This window comes from Natronorubrum aibiense (genome assembly GCF_009392895.1).
Classification (GTDB): domain Archaea; phylum Halobacteriota; class Halobacteria; order Halobacteriales; family Natrialbaceae; genus Natronorubrum; species Natronorubrum aibiense.
On the sequence record NZ_CP045488.1, the window covers coordinates 650,335 to 668,694 of the forward strand.

The following is an 18,360-nucleotide window of genomic DNA, read 5'->3' on the forward strand; positions in this document are numbered from 1 at the left end:
CTCCCACTCCCTCACGAACGACCCCACCTGACCTCGAGTACAACCAGTAGCTTTTCGACGCACTGTCCACGCGTCTCACGTATATGGAGTTGCCCGACCCGGAAACGCTGTGCGATCGCGAAGACGTCGAGTGTGAAACTGAGACGCGGTCCGTCACGCGAGGTGAACTCGAGGCCGCACGCGACATCGAGACCCACGTGACGGTCGGCATCATCAACGACGGCGGCGACGTGTTGTGGATCGACGACGGCAGCCGGGACTGGACCCTGCCGGCCGCGCCCGTCAGCCGCAACGAAACGTGGGCGACGGCCGCCCGGCGGATCGCCGCGGCGGCAACCGGCGTCGATGTCGACCTCGACGCGCCGGTTCGTGTCCGCCGCGTCGCGTTCCAACACGACGATCAACGGCACACGACGTACAACGTCGTCGTTCGGACTGCCCCGGTCTCCGGACGGCCAGTCGGTGACGAGCCGATCGTCCCCGCAGGCGACGACTCGCTCAGTGGGAGTAGTGACGAACCGACCGCCCTCGGAACGGCGCGTCACGAACGGCTCTGGCTCGATCACGTGCCCGAATCGGAATCAACTGGCGTCGACGCGGACGTTCGGTCGGTACTCGAGTGAAGCGACTGTCCACGGCTCGAGCGTGTCGGAGTCGATCGACAGGACACCGGGTCGTAACGCTCTCGGTGCGCTCGCACGTAGCGACTCGCAATGGCCGAGGTACACGTCGTCGACTCCGAGCGAGAACGAGAAGACGCATTCGCGGTTCGACAGACCGTGTTCGTCGAGGAACAGGGCGTCGATGAGGCCCTCGAGTACGACGAGTACGAGGACGAAGCAATCCACTTCGTCGCCTACGACGGCGACGAGCCGATCGGTGCTGCCCGACTTCGAGAACCCGAACCCGGGCTCGGAAAGGTCGAACGCGTGGCGGTACTCGAGTCACGCCGCGAGTCAGGAGTTGGCCGCGACCTGATGCTCGCCGTCGAAGACCGCGCGCTCGAACAGGGACTCTCGTCGCTCAAACTCCACTCACAGACCCGCGCCGCAGAGTTCTACCGCGGGTTGGGGTACGACCGATACGGCGAGGAGTTCATCGAAGCCGACATTCCCCACGTGAAAATGCGGAAATCGCTCGAGTGACGTGGCAGCCGACTCGACTCGCGCACTCAGCCGAGGCGTTGTTCCCACTCCTGGGCCGTCATCGACTCGCCGGTGACGCCGTCGGGCCCCTGTGCGGCCAGTAAGACCGCTGCGTCGTTCATTACGTCGGGCTGGAGGATCTCCTCGCGTTCGGCCGCCGGGAGGTGCGCCCAGATATCCGTGTTGACCCGACCGCCCGGATCGAGTCCGTTGACGGTGACGCCATAGCTCTCGCTCTCGAGGGCGGTCGCTCGGGTGAGTCCCTCGAGGCCCCACTTCGAACTCACGTACGCGGCCGCGCCGGGGATCGCACGCCGGCCGAGTCCGGAGGAGATGTTGATGATGGTTCCGTGGCCCTGCTCGTACAGGTGTGGGACGGCCGCACGGGTGAACAGGAAGACGCCTTTGAGGTTGACCTCGAGGACCCTGTCCCACTCATCTTCGGTGATATCGCTGAGTTCGTCGTGATCCGCTTTGTGAAGCAGGCTCACGCCCGCGTTGTTGACGAGGGTGTCGAGTCGGCCGAACGCCTCGATCGTTCGGTCGATCACCCGTTCCACGTCGTCGCTGTCGCGGACGTCCGCCGGCACGACGAGCGATTCGCCCGGCAACTCGGCGGCGACGGCGTCGAGTTGTTCGCCGTTACGTGCAGTGAGCACGACCCGTGCGCCCTCTTCGGCGAAGCGTTCGGCCATCGCGCGTCCGAGTCCGCGACTCGCGCCCGTGACGACGATCACGTCGTCCTCGAGTGTTGTCATCGAGTGGTGGTTGGTGCCACGGCTCTTGAATCTTCGTTCGACGAAATGACCGACACGAGAGCCAAACGGCCGTCAGTTGGCGCTGAGTCGGTCCCGTCCGTACTTGCCGGCGAGGCCGACGATTGCGAGTGCCATCGCGCCCGCGAAGGCGACGACGAACGCCGAGGTCGGTTCGCCGATCGTCTCCACTTCCTCGAGGACGAACTCGCCTGCGAGGATCGTCGCGACGGCGAACAGCGCGATGCCGCCGAGGTTCTCGAGGTGGGAGTTCGTCTCGGAGACGACGTCGGTGTCGTTTAGCAAGTAGAGGATCACCGCGAGCGCAAAGGGGGTGCCGACGAGGCCGAAGGCGAGCACAAGGACGAGCAACTGGAAGAACGCGCCCTCGAGGAACGCGCCGCCAGCGGAAGCAAGCGCGACGAAGACGAGGGCTGCTCGGTACCGCGAATCGTCGACGGACTGCTCCCAACCGAGTTTGTCGGCGACGAGGAACGGCGGCACGATCGTGTTCCCGCCGAGCGTCGAGACGGCGGCTCCCCAGAGGCCAGCGAGGAACAGCCAGGTGGCGTACTCGCCGGCGACGGGACCGAGCGCCTCTGCGGCCTGAATCTCACTGATCGTCGCGGGATCGACGCCAGCGGCGGGAAGCACGCTGGCCGCGACGAGGAAGACGGCGAGGCTGTAGATCCCGAACGCAACGAGCATCGAACTCACGACGTCGAACGTCGCGATGTCACGGTCGCGATCGGTCCAGCCGCGGGCGCGCATCGTGTAGCTTTGCATCGTCAACAGCGTGATATGGACCGCGCCGCCGAGGATGCCGGCAGCGACGACGGCCCCGCCGACGCCAGCCGGAATCTCGGGTGCGAGCCCGGCTACGGCCGCGGTCGGATCGATCGGAACAACGAACGCGGCGATGACGAACGCGAGCACGACCAGCGAGACGAGGACTTTCGCACCGAGTTCGGCGACGCGGTAGCCGCCGCCGGCGAGCCCCGCTGCGAGGATCACCGCCCAGATGATCCCCCAAAGTCGGGGGTCAGCCAGCGCGGCGATGCCGAGTCCGGTGTCGGCGACGATCGTCGCGCTGACGTCGGCCACCGTTTTCATGATCACGAGCTGGGCAAGTCCCGCAGCCAATACGACGTCGACGACGAGCACCCAGGCCCAGAACGAGCCGAGGTGCGTCTCGACGACGTCGACGATCCCAGCCTCCGTGAGCAACCCCAATCGCATCGCGAGATACTGGCCGACGGTTCCGAAGATCGCCGAGAGGACGACGACCCACAACAGCGCGTAGCCGAAGCTCGCACCCGCAACGAGCAGACTGACCATCGTCGCCGGCCCTGCCGCGATCGCGCCGGCGAGCCACGTCGGCCCCAAGCGCTCGGCGTACGTTCCGATCCGTCCGATTCCCACCGATCGTGACTCGGTTGCCATCAGGTATCCTTGCCCGCTAGGTAGTATAACTCTGTGGTATTCTCCGGTGGCACTCTCGAAAACGGTCAGAACCGGCCTCGCTACTCGGACTGCCAGTTCGGCTGCTCTCGCGGCGGACTGAAGATGTCGACGCCGCGGACGGGAACGTCGCCGCGATTCTCGGCCGCGTGAGGCTCCTCACCCGGGATCGCATACGAATCGCCGGGGCCACAGACGATCTCCTCGCCGTCAGTGTGGAAGACGAGTTCACCTTCGTAGATGTACCCCGTCTGCTCGTGGGGATGGCTGTGTTCGTCGACGGCCGCGCCGGGCTTGATCTCGAAGTGCTGGACGTTCATCGCGTCGCCGCCGGCCAGCAGCGCCAGGTGGACGCCGTCGGCGGCTTCGGACGGTTCACGGTCGGACAGGGAAACACGTTCCATACGCGTCGAGTGGACGCCACGACGCATAATTCCGCGGGCCGACGGCGACCCGCAGCCGGTTCAGTTCCACTTCGGGTGGCGAAGGTTGAACTACCAGCCGAAACCATCTCGAGGCATGTACGCTGTCGTCGGCTGTAGCGAGTGTTCAAACCTCTGGATCATCGAGGGTCGCTCGGAGACGACCCAGTGTCCCCGCTGTGGCTCCCGGCGAGCCTACGAGAAACGCAAGAAGTTCGTCGAGACGGACGACGCGAGTCACGCTCGCGACGTACGCGCATCGATGCTCGCGAACCGACAGGGTGAGGGTGAGGCGTTCGCCAAACTGGACTCCTACGACGCCCTCGAGGACGAGGTAGCCGACGGCGTCGTCGACGACGAGGAGTACCTCGAGGCATCCGGCCTCGACGTCGACGCGGTCAAAGCGGCCGGCGAGCGCGATCCCCGGGGATCGACGCGCAGTGGCAGCAAAAAAGAGATCGTCGAGGCCGCGATCGAAGACCTCGATCGACCGACGGAAGACGAGGTCGTCGACTACGCCGAATCACGCGGTGTCTCGGCCGACTACACTCGAGATGCCCTCGAGAAACTCGCCAGACGCGGTGTCGTCAGTGAGAGTCGCGGTCGCTATCGGCTGCTCTAGCGTCCTCGTTTGCTCGACCATTTCTTTTAGGCATACCTAAATTACTTAACCCCGCCGGTTTTAGGGCCACCTAAATGATGGGGGAAACGCTCGGCGATATTCGCCAGCAGATCGAGTCGCTTGCGAGCGACTCGGGAACGTACTACCTGATCTGCGGACGAACGGGGGAGCGTCCCGTTCCCGCATCGGGACTCTACTTCGAGAGTCGTTCGGCCGCGCGAGCAGCCACTCGCGCGACGAAACGCTATCGCGCTGCGCTCCGGCAGTACGATCCGCAGGTTCCCTACTACGACGTGATCGTCTGTGAAACGCCGACAGAACGCACTATCCCGACGAAACTATGACGATGACCGGACCACGAAGAAAGCGAGCACGGCTCTGGGTTGGCGTGTACGTCGCCCTGTTCGACGAACCTGATACCGACAAGACGGACGAGACCCGCGAAAACGGTGGCTCGACGTGAGCAACGCGTCGAACGCGACGGCTGCTCAAGATTGCACTGTGAGACGGCCGACCGTCTGCGAGTGGTGACGGTATGTCGATGGTAAACCATTATTTGCTTACGGTTTACGAGCTGGCCGAGACCGCTGGCGAACCGGTGTCAACCGGCCGGATTGCGTCGTCGGTCGGCCGCTCACCCGCCGCGACGACGGAGATGGTCCAGCGTCTCGAGACGCAAGGGCTCGTCGACCACGAACCGTACGAAGGGGTGCGATTAACGGCTGCAGGCCGGGATCGGGCCAGCGAACTGTTCGACAGGTACGAGACGGTCTGTCGATTTTTCGATGAGGTACTCGATATCGACGACCACCGCCGGGAAGCCGCGGCGGTGGTCGGTACCGTGAGTCCGGCCGTCGTGACGCGGCTCGAAGCGACCCTTCTGGCCCCGACTCAGTCAGGCGGTTCGCCCGGAGCCGACGAGTCGACACAGTAGGCCCCGTCCCACCGTGTACGCGATTCGGCGACGGATCACACCGAGTGCAACCGGACGGTTTTTGCTTTAGGGTGGCCTAAACCGATATCGCGGCAGATGGTCTCTCGCCACAGTCGAAACTGACCGAGAACCAGCACCGAGCGGCGGGCACGACATACCGGTCCGTGACGCGGATCCGAGAAATCGTTCTCGAGTCGGAACACTGCCAGATGGCGCGGAACGACCGTGACTGCCGTTCGCTGATCACACCAACACACGTAACCGAATCATGACATCTGATACAGACGAAGACGACCGAACGACGATTCGCCAGGGGCGCAAGTTCGAACAGGAGTTTCGCCTCGACGCGGCTGAAGCGGGAGCGTTTCTGATCAAACTGGGCGAACAACTCCGTGAGAACGACGAACTCACCATTTCCACCGACGAGTGGGAGCTTCCGTTCGCCTTCGGCGAGCCCGTGGGACTCGAGGTCGATTTCGACGGCGTCGGCGAGCCGGAACTCGAACTCGAACTCGAGCTACCGGGACGGACGGACGAGAAAGCGCCGGACGTCGAGTGAGCCGACGCCGAAACGGCAGTAGTCACAGCGGAACCGAACTCCACACCTATCCCACAGCCGTCGTGCGATGCGGTGTGCAGTGACGTTCAGGCTACTTCGTCGCGGACTCGAGGACGAGCGTGTCGTCTTCGAGGTAGTGTTCGATGTGGTGAGCGTGTTCTTCGATCGTCTCGAGTTGTTCGCGCAGCATCTCGCCCGTGGCGTAGTCGCCGAGGCTGTCGGCGAGTTCGATGTGGTCGCGGTAGCTCTCGATGACGTCGCCCATCATCTCGAGGTCGTTCGCAAGCGACGTTCGAACGTCGTAGACGTCCTCGTCTTCGGGCTCGACTGTCGCGTTCTCGGCGAGCGTCGTCATGCTGGCGTGGGGAACGCCGCCGAGTGCCTGCAGTCGTTCGGCGAGGTCGTCCGCGGCGTCCTCGACGTCCTCGTAGACCTCCTGGAGGAACACGTGGATCTCGAGGAACTCCGCGCCCTCGACGTTCCAGTGGTGTTTGTGAAGCTGGTGGTAGAGGACGTACGCATCCGCGAGGTCCGTGTTCAGCGCATCGATGATCTGCTCGGCCTTCTCTTTCTCGAGGCGCAGCGCGTTCTCTTCGACGGTGCCGGCGGATTGACGGATGGTCTTTTGGGTGCTCATTACGACTTTCACTTCGCGTTGCACGTTCTTATATCTTTTCAGCAAACAAACAATTTTTCGTGCCACCTAAAACCGACGTTCGGTCTTATGTGTACACGTCCCAGCGGACGATCGCACAGTGATTGTCAGATAGTAATCAAGTGGTGTGGCGCGAAGAACGGCACAGCTTTCGAGCGCGGGCCCAACGATGGGGACATGGACGAGACGGCGGACGCACAGGGGACGGCGATCGGTATCGGGACGGTCGTCGCGCTCGCGTTCTTCGCGTACGGCAGGTATCTCGACGAGACGATCGTCGGCGTCGAGACGACGACACTGGCGATGGCTGCGCTCGCCGCGACGTTCGTCGCCCTTGCACTTCTTCATGGCGCATACGGCCGGCGCGACCTCGCACTCGCCCACGGTCTCGCCGCAGCCGGACTGGGGCTTTTTACGTTCGCCGCGAGCGGCCCGCAGGCGCTGATCGGGTTGGGACTGCTCGCCGCGAGCGGGGCGTACATCGCACTCGTCACGGTCCGGACACGAGACGCAGCGCGTGACGCCGCCGACTCGGCTGGCGACCCGCAGCGTTAGCGGCCGAGGTCTTCGTGTGCGCTGGCCAGATGCCGGGAAGCCAGTGCCGCGAGCAAGGAGAGTTCGCCCGCGAGCGCGCCGACGGCGATGATTTCGGCCAGCGCGTCGGCGTTCGACCCCGCCGGCTCGCCGCCACCACGGAGGCCGAGGATCTCGAGCGCTTCGGCCTGGGTCGGCAGTTTCGTCCCGCCGCCGACGGTGCCGACCTCGAGGGAGGCGAGCGAGACGCTGGCGTAGAGGTCGGTGGTGCCGTCCTCGCGCTCGCGCGCGTCCATGGTCGTGATCGTGTTCGCGGCTTCGACGACCTGCGCTTCGTCCTGCCCGGTCGCGAGGAAGGCGGCCGCAACGACGTTCGCCGCGTGGGCGTTGAAGCCGAGACTGCCGGCTTTGGCGCTGCCGGTGAGGTTCTTGCGCGTGTTCGCTTCGGCGATGGCGTCGGCGGTCGTGTGCAGTCGCTGCTCGACGAGTTCGCCGGGGATCAGGACGTCGGCCGTGACGGAGCGTCCGCGGCCCTCGACGGCGTTGATGGCGGCGGGTTTCTTGTCCGAACAGAGGTTGCCCGAGAGCGCGACGAGCGACGCGGGCGTCTCATCCTCGACGATCTCACAAGCCTCGCCGGTCGCGATGGTGGCCATGTTCATCCCCATCGCGTCTTTGGTGTCGTAGGCGAATCGGAGGTAGACGGAGTCGCCGACGACGTAGGGTTCGATGTCGATCAGTTCGCCGTGGCTCGTCGTCGACTCGGCAGCCTCGCGCAGCGTCTCGACGTTGTCGGCGACCCATTCGACCGTCTCGGCGGCTTCTGCGACGCCGGCGACCCGAAACACCGGGGCGCGGGTCATCCCGTTTTTCGTCACCCGAGCGTCAGCGCCACCGGCGGAGCGGATCACGCCGAGACCGCGGTTGACCGACGCCAGCAGCGCGCCCTCTGTCGTCGCCAGTGGCAGGTAGTGTTCGCCGTCCGCTGCGCCGCCATCGACGTCGACGGGTCCGACGACGCCCATCGGAATCTGGGCCGCGCCGATCATGTTCTCGATGTTCGGCTCCGCGGCCGCGGCCGGGAACGTGTACTCACCGATCGTCTCGAGATCCGTCTCTGTCTCGCGTTCGACGAACAGCCGGCGGGCCGTGGCTGCCGTGTCGGCGTCGGCGTGGTCCTCGAGTTCGTGAAGCCGAATGTCGCCCTCGCGCACCTGCGCGACGAGGTCCTCGGGGTCTGTCATGGGTTGGCCAAGACAGCGGCCGGCCCTAAGGATTGCTGATTTCGTCGCGCGGCCACCAGTCGCAAGCGACAGCGACGGTCACACGTTCGACGGTGACTCGTCGCCTGCGCCGCGATAGCTCGCCAGCAGCTCGTAACAGACGAGGCCGAAGACCGCTCCCGCGCCAATCGTGGTAATCAGCAGGGAGCGAGCGCCGGCTGTCGTGCCGGCGAACGCGATCGACAGCACGGCCGTAGCGACGGCCGCGAACTGGATGCGCGTTCGCGACGGAACCGTGTCGTCGGTCGCGGCGAGATACAGTTGCGGCGCGGCGACGGCGACCCCGGCAAACAGGAGAAACGACACGACTGGGTAGTCCCGAAGCTCGAGGCCGAACTGGAACTCGACGATGATCGACCCGGAGAGGACGAGCACGAACACCAGGAGTGAGCCGAAGACGACACGGCTGTTGCGATCGATCATACCGAGGCATCCACACGAGAGGTGGTCAAACTTGTGCTCAGATGCAGTTTCAGAGGCGACCACGTCGGCAGTCGCTGCCGATCCGTGTAAACCAACTGAACGATGAGAGCCGCCGATTCACTCTCGCAGCCCGAAATCGAGAGACGCCGCCGGACCAAACTGTTTTGTCGCTCGCCAATCGCCTCTCAGCTATGACCGACGCCGCCGACCGCCTGCTCGTGAACGCGGAGATCCACTCGCTTTCGGACCCAGATACCGTCTTCGAGGCAGCCGCGATCCGCAACGGCGAACTCGTCCGTCTCGGCGACAGCTACGAGATCGAGTTCCTTGAGGGCGTCGAGACCGACGTGATCGACTGCGACGGTCGGGTGGTCCTGCCGGGCTTTATCGACGCCCACACGCACATGGAGCAACTCGGCCAGCATCTGGTCCACGCCGATCTATCGACGGCCGACAGCGCCGACGACTGTCTCGAGTCGCTCTCGGCGCAAGCCGAGGCCGACCCGGACCGTGAGTGGGTTCTCGGCTTCGGCTACGACGATAGCGCGTGGGGCGGGGCAGACGGCGAGCCGCTCACTCGAGCTGACCTCGATGCGGTCAGCGAGGATCGGCCCGTCGTCGCGATGCGCGTCGACCTCCACACCGCCTCGCTGAACTCGGTCGCGCTCGAGCGGTTCGCAGACGTGGTGCCCGATGACGACCTCCACACGGCCGACGGCGAACCGACGGGCGTGGCCGTCGAGGACGCCGCCGAAGCCGTCAGGCGCGAGTTGACTGCAGACCGCGAGGAGCTACAGGACGTACTCGAAGCGGCGACACAGCACGCGGTCGAACGCGGCGTCACCGGCGTCCACGACAAGGTTCGGGGGTCGCAAGCGCCACGCGTCTACCGCGACCTGGCGGCCCACGGCGACCTCCCGGTTCGCGTCCGAATCGATTACTGGAGCGACCACCTCGAGAACCTCGTCGACGTCGGTTTGATGACGAACGCCGGTACCGACCGCGTGGAGACGGGTGCGATCAAGTCCTTCTCCGACGGGAGCATCGGCAGTCGGACGGCGAAGCTGCAAGAGCCGTACGCGGACGGCGATGTGGACGCGGACGCGTCCGACTCGGGCCCCGAGCGCGGCCAGTGGGTCGTCGATCCCGACGACCTCCGGGCGCTCGTCGACCACGCCGACGACGAGGGGTACCAGCTCTGCGTTCACGCCATCGGCGACGACGCCGTCGAGGAGACGCTGTCGGCGCTCGAGGCCACCGACGACCCGGGCGCACGACGCCACCGGATCGAACACGTCGAACTCGCGACCGACGACCACATAGCGCGACTGGCCGACGCCGGCATCGTCGCGTCGATGCAGCCGAACTTCCACCGCTGGGCCGACGAGGGCGGCCTCTACGACCAGCGACTCGGTGACGAGCGACGGCGTCGGACGAATCGGTTTCGACGGGTGCTCGAGGCCGGCGTTCCGCTTGCATTCGGCTCGGACTGCATGCCGCTCGATCCGTTGCTCGGCATCCACCACGCGGTCACCGCGCCGACCGAGGCGCAGCGACTGTCGGTCACCGAAGCGCTGCGGGCCTATACACACGGTGCAGCCTACGCTGGCTTCGACGAGGACCGACTCGGGACCGTCGAAGTCGGGAAGCGGGCGGATCTCGTGGTGCTCGAGGAGTCACCGTGGGCGCAGGCGGATCGAATCGACGAGATTGGGGTGGCGATGACGCTGGTCGACGGCGAGGTCGTCTTCGACGGTCGTCGCCGATAACGCGTCACCGCCGGTCGCGTTCGAGGATCGCGATTTCTCGTTCGTTGTTCGAACTGGTCGACGCTGAGAGCCAACCCTGAGAGCAGGCACAGTGAGCAGTCACGACGGTTTCGCGACGACGCCGTAGTGTCTCCTGCTTTGTTCAGGCGCGTTCGACCCGCCGATCGGCAGTTCCGATTTCGAAACTGTTCTCCAACACGAATGACGAGTAGTGCGTTTTCGACTGCCGTATCAGTCGGTGGTACTCACTCATTTACCCTTATCGAAGGAAAAAGTTATTCAATAGCGCCCTGCGATGTCTAGCAACCACCGGTGACGTGACATGGTAAAAATGGAAACGGCAGAGCTGGAAACCGACTTAAGTCTGTTCAAATACGACTCCCTCGAGCAGTTACCGCCCCGGTACCGGGACCTCGAGGCCGACGAACGGACCGAACGCATCGAAGCGGCGCTCGAGGAACTCGGCGACGACGTCGTAATCCTCGGCCACAACTATCAGCGCCGGGAGATCGTCGAACACGCCGATTTCATCGGGGACTCCTACGAACTCTCGAAACGCGCCGCCGAGACCGACGCCGAGTACGTGATCTTCGGTGGGGTGACGTTCATGGCCGAGAGCGCGGACATCATCACCGACGACGACCAGACGGTGATCCTCCCGAGCATGGAGGCCTCCTGTCCGATGGCGGGCATGGCCGAGGCCCTGCAGGTCGACGCCGCGTGGGCCGAGATCACGGCCGCGGCGCCCGACACGGACATCATCCCCATCACGTACATGAACTCCTACGCGGATCTGAAGGCGTTCTGTGCGAGTCAGGGCGGACTCGTCTGTACCTCCTCGAACGCGCACAAGGCCTTCGAGTACGCGTTCGATCGGGGTGACAAAGTCCTCTTTTTGCCCGACAAACACCTCGGGGAGAACACGGCGCACCGACTCGGCATGGAAGACGAAATTGTCGAGTGGGACCCGTGGGACCCCGAGGGCAAGGATGCCGAGGCGGTCGCCGAGAGCGACATCATCCTCTGGGACGGGTACTGCCAAGTCCACGAGCGGTTCACGACCGACCATATCGAGCAGGTTCGAGATGCGAACCCGGACGCACAGGTCATCGTCCACCCTGAATGCCGACGCGAAGTCGTCGAAGCCGCCGACAAAGCCGGTTCGACCGCCGAGATCTGTCGCACCGTCGAGGAAGCCGACCCCGGCGACACGTGGGCGATCGGCACCGAGATCCACCTCACCGAACATCTGAAGCGCTGGCATCCCGAGATGAACGTCCTCCCGCTGTGTGGGGACGCCTGCATGGACTGCAACGCGATGCGCCAGATCGACCCGAACTATCTCACCTGGGTCTTGGAGGAACTCGTCGCTGGACGCGAACGCAACGTGATCGAAGTCGCCCCCGAGGAGAAAGAACTGGCCGGACTCGCCCTCGAGCGCATGCTCGAGATTTGATCATGACTGACACACCAGACCACGACACCGCAGGCGTGCTGATCGTCGGCTCCGGTATCGCCGGCTGTGCGGCGGCGCTCGCGGCGGCGCGGGCGGGCGCTGACGTCTGTCTCGTGACGAAAGCGCGGCGGCCAGATGACGCGAGTACCGACTGGGCCCAGGGGGGAATCTCGACCACTCGCGACGATCCCGAGAGCCTGAAAGAAGACATTCTGGCGGCCAGCGGCGACACTGCAGATGAAGATGCGATCGACGTCTTGCTCGCCGAGGCCGACGACGCCATCGAGGACGTGTTGCTCGAGACCCTCGAGATCGAGTTCGACGAGGCCGACGATGGGTTCGATTACACCCGTGAGGCCGGCCACTCGAGCCGGCGGATCCTCCACGTCGACGCGATGACGGGGACGCACATCCTCCGGCCCTTCCTCAACTATCTCGACGACCACGAGCGCGTCGAGATTCGACAGGACACGGCAGCCCTCGACCTCATCACTCACGAGGGACGGGTCCACGGCGTGCTGACCGACGAGGCTGCCGACGGCCACCCGATCTTCGCCGGCGCGACGATCCTCGCGACGGGTGGGATCGGCGAACTGTACTCCCGATCGACGAACCCCGCCGACGCGACGGGCGACGGCATCGCCATGGCCGCGCTGGCCGGGGCCGAGGTGGCCGACCTCGAGTACGTCCAGTTCCATCCGACCGCGTACGCGGGTCGCGAGGCACAACGCGACTCGAAGCGGAGCGGCGGAGACGCGGAGCAGGACGATCCGTTTCTGCTCTCCGAAGCGCTGCGCGGCGAAGGCGCAGTGTTGCGAAACGGCGAGGGCGATCGGTTTATGCACGACTACCACCCCGACGCCGAACTCGCACCGCGGGACGTCGTCGCCCGCGCGGTCGACCGCGAACGCGAGGCGACCGGTGAGGTCGTTCTCGACGTGCGCACGCTCGAGGGCGAGTTCGAATCCGAGTTCCCCGCGATCGCACGGATGTGTCGCGACCGGGGTATCCAAGACGAGGAAATCCCCGTCGCTCCCTGCGAGCACTTCCTCTGTGGGGGGATCGACGTCGACGCGGTCGGACGAACCTCGCTCGACCGACTCTACGCCGTCGGCGAGTGCGCTCGCACGGGTGTCCACGGCGCGAATCGACTGGCGAGTACGAGCCTGCTCGAGGGACTCGTCTGGGGCCTGCGAGCGGGCGACGACGCGGTCAGCGAGGTGCAACGCACCTCGAGTCGGAGCGGTGACACCACGGAGCGGTTCGAACCGGACGTCGTCGAGGCACCCGACCTCCGAAACAGCGACCCTGAGCTGCCCGAGCGCTTCGCCGCCGAGAAGTTCACCCGTCTCCAGCAGACGATGGACGAATACCTCGGCTTGGAGCGCGATCCCGACGACGTCGCCCGTGCGGGAGCCGTTCTCCGGCGGCTCAAGGGCGAGGTCGACGCCTACACCCGCACGCGAACCTCCCGGAGCCTCTACGAACTGCGTAACGCCACCGTCACCGCACTGTTGACTGCCCGCGCGGCCGCGGAAAATCCGGACTCGAAGGGCTGTCACTACGTCTCGTCCGAGACGACCGAGCGACCGGCCCCGACACGGTAACCCTACTGCCGTCCCGTCGCGATTTTCTCGGAATCGTCCTCCAGCAGGGACGTCTGCGGTGACCGGTCAGCTTCGGTGACGACTCGAACGTCACGCTGTGGGAATGGGATCTCGATATCGGCTGCGAGCAGTTCCGTGTAGATCGACCGGTTGAGTTCGTGTCTGGTCTTGTTGGCACGGGTCGGCGAGCCGACCCAACAGAGGAGTTCGTACTCGAGTGCGGAGTCGCCAAAGGCTCGAAACCGCATCCGCGGTTTCGGCGAGTCGAGCACGAGCGGTTCGTCGATGGCGATCTCCGTGACGAGTTCCTCGAACACGTCGATGTCGGTGCCGTAGGCGACGCCGATCGGCACCTTGAGCCGTCTTCTTCGCTGTGGGGCCGACTGGTTGATCACCTTCGCGGCGTTCAGCGACGCGTTCGGCACTGTGACGAGCACCTCGTCGCGCATCATGAGCGTCGTCGACCGCACCCCGACCTTGACGACCGTTCCCGCCTCGCCCGAATCCAATTCGATGTAGTCGCCGAGCTTGTACGTGTCGTCGAAATAGAGCGCGATCCCGCCGAAGAAGTTCGCGACGGTGTCTCGAGCGGCGAAGCCGACGGCGATCCCCGCGACGCCGGCCGCACCGAGCAGCGGCGAGATGCTGTACTCCCACAGCGACAGCAAGACGCCAATCGTGCCGATGACGACGACGAGCGTCCAGACGTTCGAGAAGACGGGTGCGAAGTCGAACCGCGACCCCTTGTCCTTGACTTCCTCGACGAACCGGTTGACGATCCGGTTCGAGGCGAACGCCCACGCGACGATGATGATCGACAGCGACGGCCTCCCGAAGAACGTCTCGAGTTGTGCGGACGTCAGGAGGACGTTCTGGCTCACCGACGGCAGCTGCGTGAGTAGATAAACGCCCGTCAGCGCCGCTGTCAGAACGACGGGTGCGCGAAGCTCCCCGACGAGGATGTAATCGTACTCGGTTTTCGTTCGACTGGTGTATCGCAACAGCGTCCGAAGCACGAGGACCTCGAGCAAGACAGCGAGACCGACCGAGGTGCCGATCAACAACAGCGTGGCCTGCCAGGCCGGAACCCCCTCGAACACCCGTGTTAGAACACTGGTAACTACCTCGACCATGACAGACTCACGGTAAAGAGTGAGTTAACCGTTTCTGCGGGCAGAAAATCAGAATTTCGAGCCAATTCCGGGGCTGCTGTGAGACGCGTTCGATCGACTGTCAGTCACCCGAAACGGATCGCTTATTTTCGCCGCGGTCGCATCCGCAGACGAGACATGATTCCCGACACACAGATCGAGGGCTGGCTCCGCGAGGACCTCGGCCACCACGATGTCACCAACGAGGTGCCGGGCGAGACGACCGGCCGACTCGTCGCCAAAGCATCCGGTGTCGTGGCGGGCCTCGAGGCCGCTCAATCTGTTTTCGACTACCTTGGCGTCGGCGTGGTCGACGCGCTCGAGGACGGCGCTGCCGTCGATCCCGGCGACGAACTCCTCCGCGTCGAGGGGCCGGCCCGCGACGTGCTCCGCGGTGAACGCGTCGCGGTCAACCTCGCCGGTCACGCTTCGGGCATCGCAACCGCAACGCACGAGGCAGTCGAGGCGGCCCGATCCGAATCCGACGACGTTCGGATCGCCGGGACCCGCAAAACGACGCCCGGCCTGCGCGGGCTCGAGAAACGTGCTGTCGTCGCCGGTGGTGGCGACACACACCGACTCGACCTTTCGCATATGGTGATGATCAAGGACAACCACGTCGCCGAACTGGGGCTCGAGGGCGCAATCGAGCACTTCCGCGAGCGCGTCTCCTTCGCGACGAAACTCGAGGTCGAAGTCGAAACCGTCGACGACGCCCCGCGAGCGGCCGCAGCGGGAGCCGATATCGTCCTACTCGACAACATGACCCCCGACGACGTCGCGGCGGCTGTCGACGAACTCGAAGAACACAACGTCCTCGCGGAGGCCAGTGGTGGGATCACTCTCGCAGACGTTCCCGACTACGCCGCGACGGACGTCGACGTGATCTCGATGGGGTCGCTCACGCATTCGGCGCCGTCGCTCGATCTTTCGTTTCGAACGGGAGCGTGAGGCAAGGACTGGGACTCGAGTCAGCACTGTGAGGGCTCTGATTCAAATCCAGATGCTGCAGTCGATGCTCACGGTCGTTCGAGTTGGTAGGCGAGGGCTGGGATTTGAACTACGCGAAGACGATCACCTCGCTTCGCTCGGTGCTTCGACTTCTCTACTTCAAATCCAGATACCGCAGTCGACGCTCACGGTGTGTTCGCGTCAACATGCGAGGGCTGGGATTTGAACCCAGGGACCCCTACGGGAGCGGGTCTTAAGCCCTGGCACCGCTTCGTTACCGAAATTCAGACATTCCGGCAAAGCGTGCCTCGTTTTGGGTCCTCGCAGCGATTTCGGGCGTCCTTGGTAGTTAGAATGTACTAAATCTATATAAATCCCAACGAGGGTGGTCATAGCCCAAATGCCGTTCAATGTATTCTGCAGTGCCTCTGTGACACTGATAGGGAAAAGAGACAGATGAACAAACGGAACTAACCAGTGACACAGTGCACTGATACTCGGTGTTCTACAGGCTATCGATCGAGAAGGCTGCCAACTCTTACTACCACCACAAACAGTACTCAATAAGTGATCGGTGACTATATCCAGAGAGTGACTGGCGGTGCTGGGAACGGTTGCTGTATGTGGTCTGCCGCCTTCTCGAAACAGAAAGTGTAGTCACTATTCACTACCACTTCCAGATCACTACTTACTGGGAAAAGAGAGACAGTTGTTGGTGGTCACTCATTCATGCCGCGTCAAGCAGTGCAACGAACGATCCACCGAATACCAGGGTTAAGAGTACGATCAGTACGGCGAAGACTGTTGGATACGCTACAGCGAAGTCGATCCAGCCAGGCTTCAGTGCCATCATGTCTCCATTGAGTAGGTCCCTTGCAGTCGAAAGAGAAAGCAGTCCAGCGACAACTACCATTGCTCCACCAACTACAGCAATGACTGCTCCACGGTCTGTTCCACTCATTACGGTTGAAAATACGACAGACTTTTATAAAATATTTTTGACGAGCTATCCACCTCCGTATAGATCAATGTACTTGTCATTCCGTATTACCAAAAGTTCTATTTCATCTTCATGTGTTACCTGAATCATGAAACGCCGATCGGTGATTACGGGGGTTGCTGCCGCAAGTCTCAGCTCAGTTGCGGGCTGTTCGGCAGTTGAAACGGCTATGGGGAACCAGTATATTGACGAGCATCGTTGGAACGAGGACGATGAACTGGTAATCGTATTCCAAGAGGATCATGATACTGACGGCTGGGCAATTCTACATGAGCATCACAGCTCTATTGATGACGCCATTATGAGCGGCGAATCGCCTGATTTCACCGGGCCACTGACGTTAGATCTTATACGAGAAATCGGGGACGATGACTACCCATCATATAACTTCGATCTGAAATTGTACGAGGGTTGGTTTGGTCCGATGATGAGAACCGCTGAAGAGGAACTGGGATCTTACAGCTTTGAGGTTCCAGAAGACAAGGTACCGGACACAGTTATTTCTGGATAATTCTCGTCACCTATCTCTTCTGTTCGAGAAGGTCGGCACACTCTTCGTTAAGTCGCGCAGCGGTCTGACGCTCGCTGTGGTGGGCTTCTTCGTCCTCCATGATGTCGCGACTGGCTTCGTATATCATGGCCAGCTGGCGCACGTCGACTTATGCTATATTAACGCAGACTGTAGATATAGGTATATTTATACAAAATATTTAATATGTTGTACAGCGAAGCTGTAGTGGGAAGAAGGAACAGTACGAGCAACTGTCCCTGTCTAAACTAATTAGTGTAAGGTGGTGGGAAGTGTCCCATAGACTGGTTCGAGAACGGGGTCACCAAGTACAACCAATAAGCTTCTCAGTTACTGTAACAAGTTACTGGTACTGTTGTAGTAGTGTGGTGCCGTTCTTGTAACAAGTAGTGTAGAACCACTCCCAGATACACTTCTTATCACTGAATCGGGCCACGCAGTAGTGCACCAGTTAGTGCCAGGTCACTCATTACTGAACCCCCTATATCCCCCTTTGACGATCCGTCAGGCAGGTTCGAGGATGTAGGTAGGAGATACACCGGATCATACCCGCTACCAGCCAATCTGACGCGTCTATCGCCCTCGTGGTCGAGTTTTCCATCTATCTGAATTCATTCATCGCAGAACATCAAAAGTCGCTCCTGGGCGAATCTGGGGCCGATGGCAGGGTCCACCAGGAGCAGATTGCAGAAGTTGCTCAGACCGCCAATTTCTGCACTTAAGCGATCTCGAGGACCAACAGCCTTGAGGGATTACTACCAGTTATTGAACTCCACTTTTTTAGTTCATTGTAGTTGGTGTGCACTATATAATCGCTAACTCAAGCGATAAGGATGCGATGCATGCTGGCGTGCGAGAACGAGCACAACCCACCGATCTCGGGCGGCCTTCTTGTATTAGCGAGTGTGCAACGTATTGTGGGCAATGGGTCGGTTGCGACACCATCAGGGGAGGGGTGGGGCCTCTACAGAGAGGTGACTGTCTCAGAATTTTTTAAAATTTAACCTATTATAAGGCCGTGGTATAAACTTGAATTACAGACAGACTCGCGAAAATGTGCCACCCCAATATTTCTGGATAGTATTACTGAGTATAGTGGAAGCG

Annotated in this window: 19 protein-coding genes and 1 pseudogene; 12 read left to right on the plus strand and 8 right to left on the minus strand. The window is 62.7% G+C overall.

What is annotated here, in order from left to right; all coding sequences use genetic code 11:
• The first annotated feature begins 83 nt into the window (after positions 1–83).
• Together GCU68_RS03295 and GCU68_RS03300 are read left to right on the plus strand one after the other, a co-directional pair.
• Positions 84–623: an NUDIX domain-containing protein gene (locus tag GCU68_RS03295; RefSeq protein ID WP_152939035.1), complete on the plus strand. Its 540-nt coding sequence runs from the start codon at positions 84–86 to the stop codon at positions 621–623.
• Positions 624–713: 90 nt separating this feature from the next.
• Positions 714–1,145 carry a GNAT family N-acetyltransferase gene (locus GCU68_RS03300; RefSeq protein ID WP_152939036.1) on the plus strand — a complete coding sequence of 144 codons (432 nt, stop codon included), beginning with the start codon at positions 714–716 and terminating at the stop codon, positions 1,143–1,145.
• A 26-nt stretch (positions 1,146–1,171) separates the two neighbouring features.
• Here the strand turns inward: GCU68_RS03300 and GCU68_RS03305 are convergent, their stop codons facing one another.
• The 3 genes from GCU68_RS03305 to GCU68_RS03315 form a co-directional block, all read right to left on the minus strand.
• Complete coding sequence (locus tag GCU68_RS03305) at positions 1,172–1,903, minus strand: SDR family NAD(P)-dependent oxidoreductase (RefSeq protein ID WP_152939037.1); 732 nt, start codon at positions 1,901–1,903, stop codon at positions 1,172–1,174.
• A gap of 72 nt (positions 1,904–1,975) precedes the next feature.
• Positions 1,976–3,343, minus strand: coding sequence for an NRAMP family divalent metal transporter (locus GCU68_RS03310; RefSeq protein WP_152939038.1), 1,368 nt, complete (start codon positions 3,341–3,343; stop codon positions 1,976–1,978).
• Between the two features lie 80 nt (positions 3,344–3,423).
• A complete protein-coding gene (locus GCU68_RS03315) occupies positions 3,424–3,765 on the minus strand; it encodes a cupin domain-containing protein (RefSeq protein ID WP_152939039.1) in 342 nt (113 codons plus the stop codon).
• A 115-nt stretch (positions 3,766–3,880) separates the two neighbouring features.
• Between GCU68_RS03315 and GCU68_RS03320 the strand changes: the two genes are divergently transcribed.
• From GCU68_RS03320 to GCU68_RS03335, 4 genes and pseudogenes are all read left to right on the plus strand, one after another.
• Positions 3,881–4,405: a DUF5817 domain-containing protein gene (locus GCU68_RS03320; RefSeq protein WP_152939040.1), complete on the plus strand. Its 525-nt coding sequence runs from the start codon at positions 3,881–3,883 to the stop codon at positions 4,403–4,405.
• A 74-nt stretch (positions 4,406–4,479) separates the two neighbouring features.
• Positions 4,480–4,713, plus strand: a pseudogene (locus tag GCU68_RS03325) (DUF7552 domain-containing protein); the annotation flags it as partial.
• A gap of 233 nt (positions 4,714–4,946) precedes the next feature.
• A complete protein-coding gene (locus GCU68_RS03330; protein WP_227014909.1) occupies positions 4,947–5,339 on the plus strand; it encodes a metal-dependent transcriptional regulator in 393 nt (130 codons plus the stop codon).
• Between the two features lie 268 nt (positions 5,340–5,607).
• Positions 5,608–5,898, plus strand: a complete 291-nt coding sequence (locus tag GCU68_RS03335) for an amphi-Trp domain-containing protein (protein WP_152939042.1) — start codon at positions 5,608–5,610, stop codon at positions 5,896–5,898.
• Between the two features lie 91 nt (positions 5,899–5,989).
• Here GCU68_RS03335 and dpsA read toward each other — a convergent pair whose 3' ends face one another.
• On the minus strand, positions 5,990–6,535 hold the full coding sequence (dpsA, locus tag GCU68_RS03340) for a DNA starvation/stationary phase protection protein DpsA (protein ID WP_152939043.1): 546 nt from the start codon (positions 6,533–6,535) through the stop codon (positions 5,990–5,992).
• A gap of 195 nt (positions 6,536–6,730) precedes the next feature.
• On the opposite strand from dpsA, the gene GCU68_RS03345 reads away from it, so the two are divergent.
• The gene (locus tag GCU68_RS03345; protein WP_152939044.1) at positions 6,731–7,108 is read left to right on the plus strand and encodes a hypothetical protein; all 378 of its coding nucleotides are present in this window, start codon (positions 6,731–6,733) and stop codon (positions 7,106–7,108) included.
• Here the strand turns inward: GCU68_RS03345 and hmgA are convergent.
• Positions 7,105–8,331: a hydroxymethylglutaryl-CoA reductase (NADPH) gene (gene hmgA / locus GCU68_RS03350; protein ID WP_152939045.1), complete on the minus strand. Its 1,227-nt coding sequence runs from the start codon at positions 8,329–8,331 to the stop codon at positions 7,105–7,107. The genes GCU68_RS03345 and hmgA overlap by 4 nt on opposite strands.
• 78 nt (positions 8,332–8,409) lie before the next feature.
• The gene (locus tag GCU68_RS03355) at positions 8,410–8,793 is read right to left on the minus strand and encodes a hypothetical protein (protein ID WP_152939046.1); all 384 of its coding nucleotides are present in this window, start codon (positions 8,791–8,793) and stop codon (positions 8,410–8,412) included.
• Between the two features lie 191 nt (positions 8,794–8,984).
• On the opposite strand from GCU68_RS03355, the gene GCU68_RS03360 reads away from it, so the two are divergent.
• The 3 genes from GCU68_RS03360 (at position 8,985) to GCU68_RS03370 (ending at position 13,625) form a co-directional block, all read left to right on the plus strand.
• Complete coding sequence (locus GCU68_RS03360; RefSeq protein WP_152939047.1) at positions 8,985–10,562, plus strand: amidohydrolase; 1,578 nt, start codon at positions 8,985–8,987, stop codon at positions 10,560–10,562.
• 322 nt (positions 10,563–10,884) lie between these two features.
• A complete protein-coding gene (nadA, locus tag GCU68_RS03365) occupies positions 10,885–12,018 on the plus strand; it encodes a quinolinate synthase NadA (RefSeq protein WP_152939048.1) in 1,134 nt (377 codons plus the stop codon).
• A 2-nt stretch (positions 12,019–12,020) separates the two neighbouring features.
• Entirely contained in the window at positions 12,021–13,625 is a 1,605-nt protein-coding gene (locus GCU68_RS03370; protein ID WP_152939049.1) for an L-aspartate oxidase, read from the plus strand.
• A 2-nt stretch (positions 13,626–13,627) separates the two neighbouring features.
• Here the strand turns inward: GCU68_RS03370 and GCU68_RS03375 are convergent, their stop codons facing one another.
• A complete protein-coding gene (locus GCU68_RS03375) occupies positions 13,628–14,758 on the minus strand; it encodes a mechanosensitive ion channel family protein (RefSeq protein WP_152939050.1) in 1,131 nt (376 codons plus the stop codon).
• A 156-nt stretch (positions 14,759–14,914) separates the two neighbouring features.
• On the opposite strand from GCU68_RS03375, the gene nadC reads away from it, so the two are divergent.
• Positions 14,915–15,727, plus strand: coding sequence for a carboxylating nicotinate-nucleotide diphosphorylase (gene nadC / locus GCU68_RS03380; protein ID WP_152939051.1), 813 nt, complete (start codon positions 14,915–14,917; stop codon positions 15,725–15,727).
• A gap of 727 nt (positions 15,728–16,454) precedes the next feature.
• On the opposite strand, the gene GCU68_RS03385 is transcribed toward nadC, so the two are convergent.
• Positions 16,455–16,688: a hypothetical protein gene (locus tag GCU68_RS03385; protein ID WP_152939052.1), complete on the minus strand. Its 234-nt coding sequence runs from the start codon at positions 16,686–16,688 to the stop codon at positions 16,455–16,457.
• Between the two features lie 127 nt (positions 16,689–16,815).
• On the opposite strand from GCU68_RS03385, the gene GCU68_RS03390 reads away from it, so the two are divergent.
• Positions 16,816–17,238 carry a hypothetical protein gene (locus tag GCU68_RS03390; RefSeq protein WP_152939053.1) on the plus strand — a complete coding sequence of 141 codons (423 nt, stop codon included), beginning with the start codon at positions 16,816–16,818 and terminating at the stop codon, positions 17,236–17,238.
• The last annotated feature ends 1,122 nt before the right edge of the window (positions 17,239–18,360 follow it).